This is a genomic window from Cupriavidus sp. H39 (assembly GCF_050271075.1).
GTDB classification, from domain to species: domain Bacteria; phylum Pseudomonadota; class Gammaproteobacteria; order Burkholderiales; family Burkholderiaceae; genus Cupriavidus; species Cupriavidus necator_B.
Window position 1 is genome coordinate 207,254 of sequence record NZ_CP189848.1, and the last position, 15,467, is coordinate 222,720.

Here is a 15,467-nt window from a genome sequence, read left to right on the forward strand (position 1 = left end):
AGGCCACTGCGTCAGTGCTCGGCCGGCTCCGGCTTGTTGCGGCCCAGCTCGACGCCGAGCTGCTTGAGCTTGCGGTACAGGTGGGTCCGCTCGAGCCCGGTTTTCTCGGCCACGCGGGTCATGCTGCCGTGTTCTCGCAGCAGGTGGTACTCGAAATAGGCGCGCTCGAACAGGTCGCGCGCTTCGCGCAGCGGCATGTCGAACGAGAACTGCATCTCCGCCTCCGGCACGCGCGCCGGGCTGCCGTTGGGAGCGGCTTCTACCGTAGCTTCGGGCGTGGTGGCGGCCGTGCCGGTTTCCGCCGACGGCGCGGTGGCCGGAGCGGCGGTGGCGGCTGCGCTGCTGCGCGGGCGTTCGATGCCGCGGGCCAGGCCCTGCTCCACCGCGGACAGCAGCTTCTGCAGCGCGATCGGCTTTTCCAGGAAATTGAGCGCGCCGATCTTGGTAGCCTCGACCGCGGTGTCGATGGTTGCGTGGCCCGACATCATGATGACGGGCATGGTCAGCTGTCCCTGCGCGGACCACTCCTTGAGCAGCGTCACGCCATCGGTATCGGGCATCCAGATATCGAGCAGCACGAGATCGGGCGTGCCCGCCGCGCGGTAATCGCGGGCCTGTTGCGCGTTTTCCGCGAGTTCGACCACATGGCCTTCGTCGCTGAGGATTTCCGAGAGCAGCTCGCGGATTCCCATTTCGTCATCGACTACGAGGATGGTTGCCATACTTCCCCTCTTAACCCCACCGCAGCGTTCCGGGACCGGACGCCAATGTTGACTATGCCAGTTTAACGAACAGGATCGAGATCTGCGCACCGACGATCTCGGCACCCTCCGTGCGATTGCGCAGTTCAATGCGCGCGCCGTGTTCGTCAATGATCTTCTTTACCATCGCAAGCCCAAGACCCGTGCCCTTGGCTTTGGTGGTCACATAGGGTTCGAACGCGCGGCTCAGGATGCGTGGTGCAAAACCGGGACCATTGTCCGCAATGGTGAGCTTGACGGCCTGCCGGTTCTCGCCGGCAGAATCTTTGTATTCTACAGTCTCGGTGTGCAGAGTGATATGGGGCGCGGCCCTACCGGCCGCGACGTTCTCCGCGGCCGCGTCCTGCGCGTTCTGCAACAGGTTGTGGATGACCTGGCGCAATTGCGTGGGATCGCCCTTGATCTCGGGCAGCGCGCTGCCCAGCGTCGGATGGATCACGGGGTGCTCATGCACCGTCGGATCGTCGATGCCATACAGGTGCAGCACCTCGGCTACCAGGCTGTTGAGCTGCAGCGATTGCAGCACCGCGGGCGGCGTACGCGCGTAGTCGCGGAAATCATCGACCATGCGCTTCATCGCGGCCACCTGGTTGACGATGGTGGCGGCGCCGCGCTTGAGCACGTCGGCATCGGTGCCCTCCAGCTTGGGCGAGAGCTTCATCTGCAGGCGCTCGGCCGAGAGCTGGATCGGCGTCAGCGGGTTCTTGATCTCGTGCGCCAGGCGCCGTGCCACCTCGCCCCACGCAACCGAGCGTTGAGCGGAAATCACATCGGAAATATCGTCGAAGACGATCACATAGCCGGGCTCGTCACGCTCGCCGCCGGGCAGGCGCGCGCCGCGCACCAGCAGCGTCAGCGGCTGCTCCTCGCCCTGCGGCAGTTCGATCTGCTTCTGCCAGTGCTCGGCGCCGCCCAGCACCTCGCTGGTGTTCTGGTCCGAGAAGGCCTGGCGCACGATCTCGCCGAACGACGCCATGCCGGGGATCTGGTCCATCGGCAGGCCCATCACCGCGCTGAACGGCTGGCGGAAGATGCGCTCGGCGCCGGGGTTAGCGGTGATCAGCACGAAGCGGCGGTCGAACACCAGCACGCCCGCGGTGAGGTTCTGCAGCACGCTTTCAAGGTAGGCCTTCGACTGCTCCAGCGCGGCGCGGTTTTCTTCCACCGCCAGCCGGGCCTCGGCCAGCTGGCGCGTCATCTGGTTGAACTGCTGCGTCAGCATGCCCAGTTCATCGCGGCTCTTCAGCTCGCGCTTGGGCGACAGATCGCCCTCGGCCACTTCCTTGGTCCCCTGCAGCAGCATCAGCAGCGGCCGCGCCAGCTGGCCGCCAAGCAGCAGTGCCAGCATCACCGCGATGAACACCGCCAGGAACAGCGTCAGCGTCAGCGTGCCGATATACATCTTGCGCAGGCCGGTGCGGCCCAGCGCCTTTTCCTGGTACTCCTGGTACGCGCGCTGGACCTCGTCGGCATTGCGCGCCAGCGCCGCGGGCACGGGGTGCAGCACCTGCAGGTAGCGTTCTTCGCGCACGCTCTCGCCGACCAGGCCGAAACCGCTCGAAGGGGAGTCTTCCGGGCTGCGTTCGACCGACAGGCCGGAGCCGGCCCAGCGCGGCGGCCGGGTCAACGCGCGGGGTGCGCTGGCGGCGCTGATCGTATCTTGTGCCGGTCCTGGCGCCGCACCCAGCGGGATGATCACGCGCAGGCGGTACAGGTGACTGCTGTCGACGCGCTCGGGAGCCTGGCCGACGTCGCTCGACGGATCGGTGCCGCCCTCCACCGCGGCATAGCCGCCCGCCAGCCGCGCCTGCTCTGCCAGCACGCCGGAAGGCAGGTCCGGCACCAGCGAGGCATAGTTGCTGGAAGCGGTGGCCAGCACGCGGCCGCTGCCGGTGAAGATGGCGGCTTCCTGCACGCCATACTGCTCGCGCAGCCGGTTCAGCTGCAGCGAGGTGGCCACGCCGGAGGCGCCGGCCAGCTGCTCGGACATCAGCCGCGCTTTGACCTGCAGGTCGGCCAGCGAGCTGTCGATGGTGGCGCGTCCCAGGTTCAGACCGGCCTCGAGCGCGGTTTCCACGCGCACGTCGAACCAGGACTCGATGCTGCGCGAGACGAACTGCAGCGACACCAGGTAGATCAGCACGCCGGGCAGCACGCCGACCACGCCGAAGAATACGGCGAGCTTGGTCATCAGCCGCGTGCCGAACTTGCCGCGGCGATAGCGCAGCCACAGCGTCACCGCCAGCGCGCCCACGGTCAGCACCAGCAGCGCGCCGATCACCAGGTTCACCTTGAACAGCAGCGTGAAATAGCGATCGAAGAATTCGGTATTGGCCGACGCGCCGGCAAGCAGGCCCACCAGCACCAGCGCCAGGAACACGATGATGCCGGCCACGACGCGGTACAGCAGGCGCCGGAACCGGCTGTCCCACAACGGGTTGCTCATGGCTGGCTCGAAGCGGGCTGCGCCAGCATCGCCGGCGACAGCGCGTACGACACAGTTTGCAGGTACAGGCCGCGCCCTTCCCCCGGGCCCCGCTCATTGGCTGCGGCAGGCGCCGATGCCGCAGCCGGTGCCGGCATGGGGGGCGAGGCTGGCAACGCAGGCAATGCCGGTGCCGGTGGCGGTGCCGGCGGCTGGGGCGGTGGTGCCGGCGGTGGTGCGGGCGGAGGCGGCGGCGGCGCGCTCAGATCGGTCGGCACGGTGTAGGTGAAGCGCCGCCAGTCTGATGCCAGGTTCCAGTCGCGCGTGTTGACGGCATTGATCTGGAACGGCTTGGGCAACTGCGACAGGTCCAGCCGCATGCGCACTTCGGCGCTGTAGGTTTCGCCGGGCTTGACCGCATTGCGCTCGAACACCCGCCAGCCGCGCACGCGCTGGATAAACTGCAGCGCGCTCTTCAGGCGCGTGAACGGCAGTTGCAGGCCACCGGTGGAGATGCGGTACTGGCGCGTCAGCGGCTGGTACGACAGGCGCACGCTGCGGGTGGTGTTGACCGGCTTGTCATCGAACCAGTACCAGCGCGAGCGCGAGAGCTGGAAGTCGACCGCGAAATAGAGCGAGATGCCCTTGTGCAGCGCGTCCTCGAGCGTGGGCGGCAGGTCGAAGTCAAAGCTGGCGGCCAGCTCGAAGCCGCCGTCCTGGTATTCGATGCGGGCTTCGGTGGCCTCGATGACCTGCGCCTGCGCGGCGCGGGGCAGCCACAGCGCGGCGGCCAGCGCCAGTATCAGCGCGAGCGCCCAGCGCGCCAGCCGGCTGCGCGGGTTGGGCACGGAGGCTGCGCCGGTGTCGGCGCAGCGGGCCACTTCAACGCGAAAGCCTGACAGGCGCGGCGTGCTCGGCATCGGATCAGATCAGGCGCGTTTCTGGAAGCGGGCGTAGAAGAAGCCATCGTGATCGGATGGCAGGCTGGCGCCGCCGGTGCTGTCAAGGGCGGCCTGGTCACCGTCCGCGCCCGCGGCAAGCGTTGCATGGGTGCCGGGCAGCAGCTGCCCTGGCGCCTGCAATCGTATCGCATCTGCCAGTTGCTCACCAAACCAGCGCGCCTGCTCCTCGCCCTCCGTTGGGAAAATAGAACAGGTGACATAGACCAGGATGCCGCCCGGCTTGAGCAGCGGCCACAGCTGCGAGACGATGCGGCGCTGCTCGGTGATGAGCTTGGCGATATCGGTCTCGCGGCGCAGCCAGCGAATATCGGGATGGCGCCGTACGATGCCCGAGGCCGAGCACGGCACGTCGGCGAGAATGCGGTCGAAGAGTTGCCCGTCCCACCAGTCGGCGGGACGGCTGGCATCGCCGACCACGACCTTTGCGGACTTGCCCAGGCGCGCCAGGTTTTCGCCGATGCGGGTGGCGCGCTGCGCGTCGCTCTCGACCGCGGTCACGTCGATATCGGCCAGCTCCAGCAGATGTCCGGTCTTGCCGCCGGGCGCCGCGCAGGCATCGAGCACGCGCATGCCGTCGGCCACCTCCAGCAGCGGCGCGGCCAGTTGCGCACCGGCGTCCTGCACCGAGACCACGCCTTCGGCAAAGCCCGGCAGCTGCGTTACCGGCACCGCGCGCACCAGGCGCACCGCCTGCGGGCCCACCACACGCCCGGCCAGCCCGGCGTTGGCCAGGTCGGTCTGGTACTGCGGCACGGACACGCGCGCGGTGTTGACGCGTACCGTCATCGGCGGGCGCACGTTGGCACTGGCGGCCAGCGCCGTCCACTGGTCAGGATAGGCCTCGCGCAGCATGCGCAGCCACCACGGCGGCAGGTTCCAGCGCGCCTGCTCGTCGCGATTGACCTCGGCCAGCAGCGCCTTGCGCTCGCGCAGGAACCGCCGCAGTACGGCGTTGACCAGTCCGCGCGCATGCGCAGTCTTGGGTTCGGAGGCGGCGGCGCTGACGGCCTGGTCGACCACGGTGAAGGTGCTGTAGCCGGGGCGGCCGGCGTCGGCATCGTGGCGCGCCGGGTCGGCGCTGTCGTGCTTGTCGCGTGGCCCCGGCGTGTGTTCCAGCAGCAATGCCAGCGCCACCGCCAGCAGCGAATCGACCTGCGCCCCGGGCGGGCGCGTCACCAGTTTGGTCACCAGCGCGCGCGCGGTGCCGAACTGGCGCATGGTGCGGTAGGCAATGTCCTGCAGCGCGCCGCGACTGGCGGCATCGCGCACGCGGTCCAGCCGCAGTTGCGCGGCGGCGTCCTCGATCGCCTGGGGCAAGGCCGTGCCTTCGCTGACGGCGCGCACCGCGGTGGCGGCGCCAAGCATCTGGAAGGCAAGCGAATCGGGAGGCAGGCGCATATCGGTCAGGCGGCGGATCAGGCAGCGGTCAAGGCGGTGAATCGGGAGGGCGTGGGGCGCGGGCCAAAAAAAGCCCGCCGGTCCATGCGGAACAGCGGGCAGTTTACCTTGTGCCGGGGCCGGGCCCCGGATTTCCGGCCGCTCAGGCGGGGTAGGTGCCGGTCTGCGCCATCTGCATCAGCCGCGCGATGCGTTCCTCGGTGGCCGGATGGGTCGAGAACAGGTTGGCGATGCCGCCACCGGAGAGCGGGTTCATGATCATCATCTGCGCCGTGGCCGGGTGTTCCTCGGCGGCCTGGAACGGGATGCCCTGCGCGTAGCGGTGGATCTTGTCCAGCGCGCTGGCCAGCGCCTGCGGGTCGCCGCTGATCTCGGCGCCGGCGCGGTCGGCTTCGAATTCACGCGCGCGCGAGATCGCCATCTGGATCAGCGAGGCCGCGAGCGGCGCCAGGATCGCCACGGCAATGCTGGCGATCGGGTTGGTGCGGTTGCCGTTCTCGTCGCGCCCGCCGAAAAACATCGCCATATTGGCCAGCGCCGAGATCGCACCCGCCATGGTGGCGGCGATGGTCGAGGTCAGGATGTCGCGATGGCGCACGTGCGCCAGCTCATGCGCCATCACGCCGCGCAGCTCGCGCTCGGACAGCACCCGCAGGATGCCGGTGGTGGCCGCCACGGCGGCGTGCTCCGGGTTGCGGCCGGTGGCAAAGGCGTTGGGCGCGTCTTCGTTGATCAGGTAGACGCGCGGCATCGGCAGGCCGGCGCGCTGCGCCAGTTCCTGCACCATGCCGTAGAACTGCGGCGCGCTGCCGGCATCGACTTCCTGCGCGTTGTACATGCGCAGGACCATCTTGTCCGAGAACCAGTAGGAGAAGAAGTTCATGCCCAGCGCGATCAGCAGCGCGAACATCATGCCGCTGCGCCCGCCGATCATGCCGCCGATAACGATGAACAGCGCCGTGATGGCCGCCATCAGCATGAAGGTCTTGACCCAGTTGAACATTGCGGTGATCTCCGTGTAATCGTGAGCCGCGTCCCGCGTGAAAGCGGACGCGATGACCGTTAGATAGGGGGCAATCGCCGAAAATTCAACGGCGGTTCAACGGAATGGGAGGAGCGGCGCAGCCGGCGGGCCCGGCCGGGCGCTGCCCCCGGCACTTATGCCGCCATGTGCGGCAAAGGGCTGCCCGGTTATTCCTGGGCGGCGCCATTGCCGGGCACCACGCAGCGCGTGCCCGGCGGCAGCGGCAGGCCCTGCAGGAACTGCTGCGCCGGCTGGCGGCGCCCGCCCGGCTTCTGCAGTTCGGTGACCTGCAACGCGCTGCCCTCGCCGCAGGCGATCAGGATGCCGGCGGCGTCGGCCGCCAGCACCGTGCCCGGCGGATGCGGCAGGCTGCTTGCCGCCGCCAGCGGCACCGCCTGCCAGCACTTGATCACGGTATCGCCCACCTGCACCGTCGCGCCCGGGAACGGGTTGAAGGCGCGCACCTGGCTGGCCAGCGCCGCGGCGGGGCGACGCAGGTCCAGCGGCGCTTCGTCCTTGGCGATCTTCTCGGCGTAGGTAACGCCTTCGGCCGGCTGCGGCGTGGCGGCCAGCGTGCGGCCGGCTTCCAGCTCCCGCAGTGCCGCCACGATCATGCGCGCGCCCAGCGCGGCCAGCGTGTCGTGCAGCGTGCCGGTGGTGTCGTCCGGGCCGATCGGCACGGCTTCGCGCGTGAGCATGTCGCCGGTGTCCAGGCCCTCGTCCATCTGCATCAGCGTGATGCCGGTCTCGGCGTCGCCCGCTTCGATGGCGCGGTGGATCGGCGCCGCGCCACGCCAGCGCGGCAGCAGCGAGCCATGGATATTTAGGCAGCCCAGCCGCGGCAGCGTCAGCACCTCGGCCGGCAGGATCAGGCCGTAGGCGGCCACCACCATGACGTCCGGCGCAATGCCGGCCAGCGTGTCGATGGCCGCGGCGGCCTCTTCCGGATACTTGCCCTGCCGGCGCAGCGACCGCGGCTGCAAGACCGGCGCCAGGCCGTTGGCGACGGCGAACTGCTTCACCGGGCTGGCCTGCAGCTGCATGCCGCGGCCGGCCGGACGATCGGGCTGGGTCAGCACGGCGACCACCGGAAATCCGGCGGCGTGGATCGCTTCCAGCGCGACGCGTGCAAACTCGGGGGTGCCGGCAAAGGCGACACGCAAGGGGCTGGCTTGGGACATGGCAGGTTCCGTGGCCTGAAATGGCACCGGCCGCTGTAGCGGCCGGTATCTGGGTTCTTCGGAAGTCATAAAGATAACAGACCCCGCGCCGATGCCGCACGCGGGTGGCCGGATTCCGGCGGGCTGTTACATCTTTATTGCCGCGGCGGCGGCTTACATGCGGGTCCGTTCGCGCTTCTGCAGCTTGCTCTTGATGCGGTTGAGCTTGAGCGGCGACAGGTACTCGACGAAGACCTTGCCGCGCAGGTGATCGATCTCATGCTGGATGCAGACCGCCAGCAGGTCGTCGGCGTCGAGCTCGAAGCTTTCGCCCTTCTCGTTGAGCGCGCGCACGCGCACGCGGTCGGGGCGCTCGACCCGGTCATAGACCTCGGGCACCGACAGGCAGCCCTCTTCCCACACCTTGCGGTTGTCGCTGGCCCAGACAATCTCCGGGTTGATGAAGACCTGGAGCTGGTCGCGCGTTTCCGAGACGTCGATCACCACCACCTGCTCGTGCACGTTGACCTGGGTCGCGGCCAGGCCGATGCCGGGCGCTTCGTACATGGTTTCCGCCATGTCCTTGACCAGCTGGCGGATGCGGTCGTCCACCGCGGCCACGGGTTTGGCGACGGTGTGCAGGCGGGGATCGGGGTAGGTCAGGATGTCGAGTTTTGCCATGATGCTGGGGCGCAACGCCGGCTGCTGCCGGCAACCGGGCCGCGTTGCGGCGGCGGATGTTTACATGCAGAATCGGGGCGCAAGTACAAAAATTCAAGGCGCGCCGCAACAGGCACGCTCTCCCGGGTCAATCCGGCCGAACCTCCGGCCGGTCAGGAAAATGCGCGATCTTACCAAAGAACACCAGGCGGCGTCGGGCCGCAGGCTGCACGCGTTCATCCCCAGGTTTGCTTATCCGTTATTGAGTGCCGCGGCCTTCACCGCCGCGGCCGCGCTGCCAGCCACAGCGGCGGACCTGACGGTCACGCCGGCCCAGCAGGCCGAAGCCCAGCGCACCGCCCGGCAGGGCATTCCCGTGGCCGACCTGGCCGCCAACGCGCCATCGCAATATACGGTGCGCGCCGGCGACACGCTGTGGGGCGTTTCGGGCCGCTTCCTGCGCCAGCCGTGGCGCTGGCCCGAGCTATGGGGCATGAACCGGCAGCAGATCCGCAATCCGCACCTGATCTACCCGGGCCAGATCCTGTACCTGATCCAGCGCGACGGGCGGGCCTGGCTGTCGACGGCGCCGGGCGGCAGCGACGCCGTGCGCCTGTCGCCGCAGATGCGCGGCGGCACCACCGACACGGCCGCCATCCTGAGCATCCCTGCCGCCGATATCGAGCCCTTCCTGATCCGGCCGCTGGTCGTCGACCAGGACACGCTGGACACCTCCGCGCGCATCGTGGCGGTGTCGGAATCGCGCGTCATCCTCGGCCGTGACGACACCGGCTATGCCCGCGGCATCCCTGCGGACGCGCCGCAGGGCAGCGACTGGCAGGCCTACCGCCCGCTCACCCCGGTGCGCGATCCCGTGACGCAGGCCGTGCTCGGCTACGAGTCCGAATATGAAGGCAATGTGCGCCTGGCGCGCGGCGCGCAGGGCCCGGACGCCGTCTCGACCATGCAGGTCACGCAGGCCAGGCAGGAAATGGGCGTCGGCACGCTGCTGATGCCGCAGCCCGCGCGTGAAGCCTTGCGCTATGTGCCGCACGCGCCCGATGCGCAGCTCGACGGCCGCGTCGCCAAGGTCTATGGCGGGGTGGAGTTCGGTGGTGCGAGGCAGGTGGTGGTGCTCAACCTGGGCAGCCAGGCCGGGGTGGAACCAGGCCACGTGCTGGCGCTGTCGCGCACTGGCGAAACCGTGGCCGACAAGACCGACGGCAACCGCGCCATCCGGCTGCCGGACGAGCGCTACGGCCTCGCTTTTGTCTTCCGCGTGTTCCCCGGCGTGTCGTATGCGCTGGTCACCGACGCTTCCAACGTGATCGCGGTCGGCGACCGGGCCACCTCGCCGCGCTGAACCCGCCTTGGCGACGTCTGCGGCGGCGCCGGTCTGCGCCGCATCCCTGGGCCATGCCGGCGCCGGCGGGCAAGCCGCCATCCGCAATGCCGACGACCTGAAGGCATGGCTGCAGCTGACCTGTGCCCCCGGGATCGGCCCGGTCGCGGTGCGCTTGCTGCTGGCTGCGTTCGGGCTGCCGCAGCAAGTGTTGGCACAGAGCGTGACGGCGCTGTCCGCCGTCGTTCCGGCCAAGCTGGCCCGCGCGGTACTGGCCAGGCCCGATGCCGGGCTGCCGGCGCTGGTTGAACGCACGCTGGCGTGGCTGGGCACGCCGGGCAACCACCTGCTCACGCTGGCCGATGACGCCTACCCTGCCCGCCTGTTCGACCTGCACGATCCGCCGCCGCTGCTATATATCAAAGGCGATCCCGCGATGCTGGCCCGCCCGGCGGTGGCCGTCGTCGGCGCGCGCAATGCCACCGCGCAGGGCAAGCGCAATGCGCAGGCTTTCGGGCGCGAACTGTCCGGGGCGGGCCTGACGGTGATCTCCGGCCTGGCGCTGGGGATCGACGCCGCCGCCCATGCCGGCGGGCTGCTTGGCTGCGGCAGCACGATCGCGGTCACGGGTACGGGGGCCGACCGGGTCTATCCCGCCGACAACCTGGCCCTGGCCCATGAGATCTCTGAGCGCGGCGCCGTGGTCACCGAATTTCCGCTTGGCATGCAGGGTATGCCGGCCAATTTCCCGCGCCGCAACCGGATCATCGCGGCGCTCGCGCACGGCGTGCTGGTGGTCGAGGCCGCGGCGCGATCCGGCTCGCTGATCACCGCGCGGCTGGCCGCGGAACTGGGCCGCGAGGTGTTCGCGGTGCCCGGATCGATCCACGCGCCGCTGTCTCAGGGCTGCCACCTGCTGATCCGCCAGGGCGCCAAGCTGGTGGAACGCACCGAGGACGTGCTTGAGGAAATCAACCTGGGGCCGGCCTCACCGCTTCGGCCGCAGGCCGCGGCGCAGGCCCTGGCCTCGCAGCCAGCTGCGGAGCAATCTGAATTAGCCGACCGTGCCGACCCCCTGCTGGCCGCCCTCGGCTACGATCCGGTTACGCTGGATGCGCTGTGCGAGCGCAGCGGCCAGCCCCCGGACGCCGCCGCGGCACGCCTGCTGGAACTGGAACTGGCCGGGCTTGCCGAGCGTCTACCGGGAAACCTGTTCCGACGCCTTGCGTGAAGGCGGCACGGCCGGCCCTCAGCGCAATACCGATACAATCGCCGGCTGTCCGTGTGTCGCGGGCTCCTCATGTTTCCGATGCCATGACCGTTTACTTTCCTGAACGTGACGCCGGCGCCATTGCCGAGTGCCTGGCGGCGCGGCCGCAGGGTCGCCTGGTGGCCTGCCTGTGCGCACAGTGGTGCGGCACCTGCCGGGATTACCTGACGGCGCTGACGGCGCTGGCGGCACGCCATCCGGACGATTGCTTTGTCTGGATCGATATCGAGACCCATGCGGATGCGCTTGGCGATATCGATATTGAGAATTTCCCGACCGTGCTGGTGCAGCCGGCAGCGGGTGGGGTGCCACGGTTCTATGGCACCCTGCTGCCGCATGTCGAGGTGCTCGAGCGCATGCTCGCCCGCGGTGCGGCCATGCCGGTGCCCGCGGAAGAAGCGCCTCAGGTGCTGGAGTGGTTGCTTGGCGGACGGCGCGGCGGCGCCTAGGCGGTGTACGGGACGGCAAGAGGGCCGCAAGGAGGCTTGCTTGCACCACCGTCGAAACCGCGCTTATTATTGGCGCCTCATAGCCCCCGGCGTTCTGATTACTACGTTTGCAGTGCAATTAGCGGGTTGCCAGAAGCAGCTCGCAAGGACCCTTCCCATGTCAAAAGCCCTCATCATCGCGGAAAAACCGTCGGTCGCGGCGGATATCGCCCGTGCCCTCGGGGGGTTTACCAAGCACGACGAGTATTTCGAGAGCGACGATTACGTGCTGTCCTCTGCCGTCGGCCACCTGGTCGAGATCGCCGCGCCGGACGAATATGAGGTCAAGCGCGGCAAGTGGAGCTTCGCCAACCTGCCGGTGATCCCGCCGCATTTTGACCTGCGCCCCATCCCCAAGACCGAGTCGCGCCTGAAGGTGCTGAACCGGCTGATCAAGCGCAAGGACGTCACCGCGCTGATCAACGCCTGCGACGCGGGGCGCGAAGGGGAACTGATCTTCCGCCTGATCGCGCAGCAGGCCAAGGCCAGGCAGCCGGTGCGCCGGCTGTGGCTGCAATCGATGACGCAGCAGGCGATCCGCGACGGCTTTGCCGCGCTGCGCGAAGACGAAGACATGCTGCCGCTGGCCGACGCCGCGCGCTGCCGCTCCGAGGCCGACTGGCTGGTCGGCATCAACGGCACGCGTGCCATGACCGCCTTCAACAGCAAGGGCGGCGGCTTCTTCCTGACCACCGTGGGCCGCGTGCAGACCCCGACGCTGTCGATCGTGGTGGAGCGCGAAGAGAAGATCAAGCACTTCGTGCCGCGCGACTACTGGGAGGTGCGCGCCGAGTTCATCGCCGCCGCCGGCCTGTATGAAGGCCGCTGGTTCGACCCCAAGTTCAAGAAGAGCGAGTTCGATCCCGAGGCGCGCGAGTCGCGGCTGTGGAGCGAGGCCGAGGCCAAGAGCATCGTTGCCGCCTGCCGCGACAAGTCCGGCACCGTCACCGAGGAATCCAAGCCGTCGACGCAGCAGTCGCCGGCGCTGTTCGACCTGACCACGCTGCAGCGCGAGGCCAACTCGCGCTTCGGCTTCTCGGCCAAGAACACGCTGGGCCTGGCGCAGGCCCTGTATGAAAAGCACAAGGTCCTGACCTACCCGCGTACCGATGCGCGCGCGCTGCCCGAGGACTACCTGGACACGGTCAAGCAGACCATGGACATGCTGGCCGACAGCTCGCCCAACTACCTGCCGCACGCCAAGAAGATCCTGGCGCAGGGCTGGGTCAAGCCGAACAAGAAGATCTTCGACAACAGCAAGATCAGCGACCACTTCGCCATCATCCCGACGCTGCAGGCGCCCAAGAACCTGTCCGAGCCGGAGCAGAAGCTGTACGACCTGGTGGTGCGCCGCTTCCTGGCGGTGTTCTTCCCGGCGGCCGAGTTCCAGGTCACGACCCGCATCACCGAAGTCGCCGGTCACCACTTCAAGACCGAAGGCAAGGTGCTGGTCAACCCGGGCTGGCTGGTAATTTACGGCCGCGAGGCGCAAGGCGACAAGGACGCTGCCAACCTGGTGCCGGTGGCCAAGGACGAGAAGGTCAAGACCGACAAGGTCGAAGGCGTCGGCCTGACCACCAAGCCGCCCGCCCGCTACAACGAAGCCACGCTGCTGTCGGCGATGGAAGGCGCCGGCAAGCTGGTCGATGACGACGCGCTGCGCGAAGCCATGGCCGGCAAGGGCCTGGGCACGCCGGCCACGCGCGCGGCGATCATCGAAGGGCTGCTGACCGAAAAGTACCTGGTGCGCGAAGGCCGCGAACTGATACCCACCGCCAAGGCGTTCCAGCTGATGACGCTGCTGCGCGGCCTGGGCGTGCAGGAACTGACGCAGGCCGAACTGACCGGCGAATGGGAGCACAAGCTTTCGCAGATCGAGCGCGGGCGCCTCAAGCGCGATGAATTCATGCGCGAGATTGCGCAGATGACGCAGCAGATCGTCAAGCGCGCCAAGGAATACGACAGCGACACCATTCCCGGCGACTACGCCACGCTGGACACGCCGTGCCCGCAGTGCGGCGGTCAGGTCAAGGAGAACTACCGCCGCTTTGCCTGCACTGCGTGTGAATTCTCGATCAGCAAGATCCCGGGTGGCCGCCAGTTCGAGATCGAGGAAGTTGAAGAACTGCTGCTGAAGAAAGAGATCGGGCCGCTGCAGGGTTTCCGCAGCAAGATGGGCCGCCCGTTCGCCGCCATCCTCAAGCTGGGCAAGGACGACGAAGGCCATTACAAGATGGAATTCGACTTTGGCCAGAATGACGACGACAACGACGGCGAGCCGGTCGACTTCAGCGGCCAGCAGCCGGTGGGAACCTGCCCGAAGTGCGGCGGCTCGGTGTTCGAGCACGGCATGAAGTATGTCTGCGAAAACAGCACGACCAGCCCGAAGAGCTGCGACTTCACCACCGGCAAGATCATCCTGCAGCAGGAAATCAGCCGCGAGCAGATCGGCAAGCTGCTCAACGAAGGCAAGACCGACCTGCTGACCGGCTTCAAGTCGTCGCGCACGGGCCGCAATTTCAAGGCCTTCCTGGTCAAGCAGCCGGACGGCAAGATCGGCTTCGAGTTTGAGGTGCGCGAGCCCAAGGCCGGCGCCAAGACGGCCGCCAAGGCCCCGGCCAAGGCGGCATCGCGCGGCACGGCCGAGGCCGAAGCGGCGCCCGCGACGAAGACGGCCGCCAAGACCGCGGCCAAGACCGTCGCCGCCAAGGCGCCGGCGAAGAAGGCCGCCGCAAAGAAGGCGCCCGCCAAGACCCCCGCGGCGAAGAAGACGCGCGCGGCCGCGGCCGGCGAGTAAGCGCAGCCGCCCATGGCAAAACGCCCGGCATTGCCGGGCGTTTTGCTGTCTACGCTGCGCAAGCGGCGCGCTGCCGTTCAGGTTCGCAAGGCGTGGGCGCCCAGGCTGGCGACAGGGTGCGCCTCCTTGTCCCGCACCTGCCCTTCTTCCAGCAGGAAGTCGATAAAGGCACGCACTTTGGTGGGCAGGAACTTGCGGCTGGGATAGACCACGCTGACATCGCGCCGGGGCAACTGGTATTGCGGCAGCACGTGCACCAGCCGGCCCGATTCGATATTGGGCCGGGCCAGGTAAGACGAGAGCATGGCCACGCCCATGTCGGCCAGTGCGGCCTGGTGCGCCAGTTCGGCGTTGCTGCACAGCAGCCCCGGGCGGATCGGCACGGTGAGCTCGCCTTCGGGGCCCAGCAGCGTCCATTCATGCTCGGCGCTGGGCAAGCGCATGGCGATGCAGCGATGGTGGCTCAGTTCGTGGGCATGGCGGATCGGCGCATGCGCGGCGACATAGCCGGGCGACGCGCACAAGATCACCTCGGCCGAAATCAGCGGGCGCGCGACCAGGTGCGAGCCCAGCCCCAGGTCCGACAGCATCACGGCCACGTCGCGGCCTTCTTCTACGATATCGACATTGCGGTCCGACAGGATCACGTCGAACACCACCTCCGGGTAAAGCTGCTGGAAACGCGACAGCAGGCCTGGCAGCAGGTGCAGGCCGAACATGACCGGCGTCACCAGCCGCAGCGTGCCGGACAGCGACTGGCTGCGGGCCGTGACCACGCTTTCGGCTTCCTCCACGTCTTCCAGGATCTGCTGGCAGCGTTGCAGGTAGGTCTCGCCGGCATCGGTCAGCGACAGGCTGCGGGTGGTGCGGTTGAGCAGGCGCGTGCCGAGATGGCTTTCCAGGTCGGCCACGTAGCGGGTGACCACGGCGTTGGACATTTCCAGCTGCTGCGCTGCACGCGCGAAGCTGCCGAGCTCCACCACTTTGGAAAACACACGCATCGACTGCAGGCGATCCATGACATAGTCTCCCGATTCTCTGCTGAATTCTTACGCAATCAGCCTATTTTATTGTTCGAATCAAAACTAATCATTGTGGATCCTGATATTTATTGATATGAGGGAAATGCCTAATATCTAGCCATCGGATGCCGCAATGCAACATGCCCTTCGCCTGAAGG

Annotated in this window: 12 protein-coding genes; 4 read left to right on the forward strand and 8 right to left on the reverse strand. The window is 68.1% G+C overall.

The features are described from left to right. Nucleotides 1-11: 11 nt before the first annotated feature. From ACOCMH_RS16420 to def, 7 genes are all read right to left on the reverse strand, one after another. Nucleotides 12-722, reverse strand: coding sequence for a response regulator (locus ACOCMH_RS16420; protein ID WP_427311983.1), 711 nt, complete (start codon nt 720-722; stop codon nt 12-14). A 52-nt stretch (nt 723-774) separates the two neighbouring features. Then, on the reverse strand, nt 775-3,207 hold the full coding sequence (locus tag ACOCMH_RS16425; RefSeq protein WP_427311985.1) for a sensor histidine kinase: 2,433 nt from the start codon (nt 3,205-3,207) through the stop codon (nt 775-777). Beyond that, nucleotides 3,204-4,106 (reverse strand): DUF4390 domain-containing protein, encoded by a 903-nt coding sequence (locus ACOCMH_RS16430; protein WP_427311987.1) that lies wholly within the window; start codon nt 4,104-4,106, stop codon nt 3,204-3,206. Before ACOCMH_RS16430 ends, ACOCMH_RS16425 begins: the two co-directional genes overlap by 4 nt. A gap of 9 nt (nt 4,107-4,115) precedes the next feature. Then, nucleotides 4,116-5,546: a 16S rRNA (cytosine(967)-C(5))-methyltransferase RsmB gene (rsmB, locus tag ACOCMH_RS16435; protein ID WP_427311989.1), complete on the reverse strand. Its 1,431-nt coding sequence runs from the start codon at nt 5,544-5,546 to the stop codon at nt 4,116-4,118. Between the two features lie 142 nt (nt 5,547-5,688). Continuing rightward, the gene (gene htpX / locus ACOCMH_RS16440; protein WP_427311991.1) at nt 5,689-6,549 is read right to left on the reverse strand and encodes a zinc metalloprotease HtpX; all 861 of its coding nucleotides are present in this window, start codon (nt 6,547-6,549) and stop codon (nt 5,689-5,691) included. A gap of 188 nt (nt 6,550-6,737) precedes the next feature. Further along, a complete protein-coding gene (gene fmt / locus ACOCMH_RS16445; protein ID WP_427311993.1) occupies nt 6,738-7,751 on the reverse strand; it encodes a methionyl-tRNA formyltransferase in 1,014 nt (337 codons plus the stop codon). Nucleotides 7,752-7,904: 153 nt separating this feature from the next. After that, nucleotides 7,905-8,411: a peptide deformylase gene (gene def, locus ACOCMH_RS16450; RefSeq protein WP_018005004.1), complete on the reverse strand. Its 507-nt coding sequence runs from the start codon at nt 8,409-8,411 to the stop codon at nt 7,905-7,907. Nucleotides 8,412-8,571: 160 nt separating this feature from the next. On the opposite strand from def, the gene ACOCMH_RS16455 reads away from it, so the two are divergent. The 4 genes from ACOCMH_RS16455 (at nt 8,572) to ACOCMH_RS16470 (ending at nt 14,287) form a co-directional block, all read left to right on the forward strand. Continuing rightward, complete coding sequence (locus tag ACOCMH_RS16455) at nt 8,572-9,753, forward strand: LysM peptidoglycan-binding domain-containing protein (protein WP_427311995.1); 1,182 nt, start codon at nt 8,572-8,574, stop codon at nt 9,751-9,753. A gap of 7 nt (nt 9,754-9,760) precedes the next feature. After that, nucleotides 9,761-10,963 (forward strand): DNA-processing protein DprA, encoded by a 1,203-nt coding sequence (gene dprA, locus ACOCMH_RS16460; RefSeq protein ID WP_427311997.1) that lies wholly within the window; start codon nt 9,761-9,763, stop codon nt 10,961-10,963. Nucleotides 10,964-11,046: 83 nt separating this feature from the next. After that, nucleotides 11,047-11,451 carry a thioredoxin family protein gene (locus ACOCMH_RS16465; RefSeq protein ID WP_427311999.1) on the forward strand — a complete coding sequence of 135 codons (405 nt, stop codon included), beginning with the start codon at nt 11,047-11,049 and terminating at the stop codon, nt 11,449-11,451. Between the two features lie 157 nt (nt 11,452-11,608). Beyond that, nucleotides 11,609-14,287, forward strand: a complete 2,679-nt coding sequence (locus ACOCMH_RS16470) for a DNA topoisomerase III (RefSeq protein ID WP_427312001.1) — start codon at nt 11,609-11,611, stop codon at nt 14,285-14,287. Nucleotides 14,288-14,364: 77 nt separating this feature from the next. Here the strand turns inward: ACOCMH_RS16470 and ACOCMH_RS16475 are convergent, their stop codons facing one another. After that, nucleotides 14,365-15,306 (reverse strand): LysR family transcriptional regulator, encoded by a 942-nt coding sequence (locus ACOCMH_RS16475; RefSeq protein ID WP_427312003.1) that lies wholly within the window; start codon nt 15,304-15,306, stop codon nt 14,365-14,367. Nucleotides 15,307-15,467: the final 161 nt, after the last annotated feature.

Bases quoted from the DNA above. Each gene is read 5' to 3' on its own strand.
- ACOCMH_RS16465 (WP_427311999.1), top strand. From the start codon at position 11,047: ATGACCGTTTACTTTCCTGAACGTGACGCCGGCGCCATTGCCGAGTGC.
- def (WP_018005004.1), bottom strand. From the start codon at position 8,411: ATGGCAAAACTCGACATCCTGACCTACCCCGATCCCCGCCTGCACACC.
- ACOCMH_RS16475 (WP_427312003.1), bottom strand. From the start codon at position 15,306: ATGGATCGCCTGCAGTCGATGCGTGTGTTTTCCAAAGTGGTGGAGCTC.
- fmt (WP_427311993.1), bottom strand. From the start codon at position 7,751: ATGTCCCAAGCCAGCCCCTTGCGTGTCGCCTTTGCCGGCACCCCCGAG.
- rsmB (WP_427311989.1), bottom strand. From the start codon at position 5,546: ATGCGCCTGCCTCCCGATTCGCTTGCCTTCCAGATGCTTGGCGCCGCC.
- ACOCMH_RS16470 (WP_427312001.1), top strand. From the start codon at position 11,609: ATGTCAAAAGCCCTCATCATCGCGGAAAAACCGTCGGTCGCGGCGGAT.
- ACOCMH_RS16455 (WP_427311995.1), top strand. From the start codon at position 8,572: ATGCGCGATCTTACCAAAGAACACCAGGCGGCGTCGGGCCGCAGGCTG.
- ACOCMH_RS16420 (WP_427311983.1), bottom strand. From the start codon at position 722: ATGGCAACCATCCTCGTAGTCGATGACGAAATGGGAATCCGCGAGCTG.
- ACOCMH_RS16430 (WP_427311987.1), bottom strand. From the start codon at position 4,106: ATGCCGAGCACGCCGCGCCTGTCAGGCTTTCGCGTTGAAGTGGCCCGC.
- ACOCMH_RS16425 (WP_427311985.1), bottom strand. From the start codon at position 3,207: ATGAGCAACCCGTTGTGGGACAGCCGGTTCCGGCGCCTGCTGTACCGC.
- htpX (WP_427311991.1), bottom strand. From the start codon at position 6,549: ATGTTCAACTGGGTCAAGACCTTCATGCTGATGGCGGCCATCACGGCG.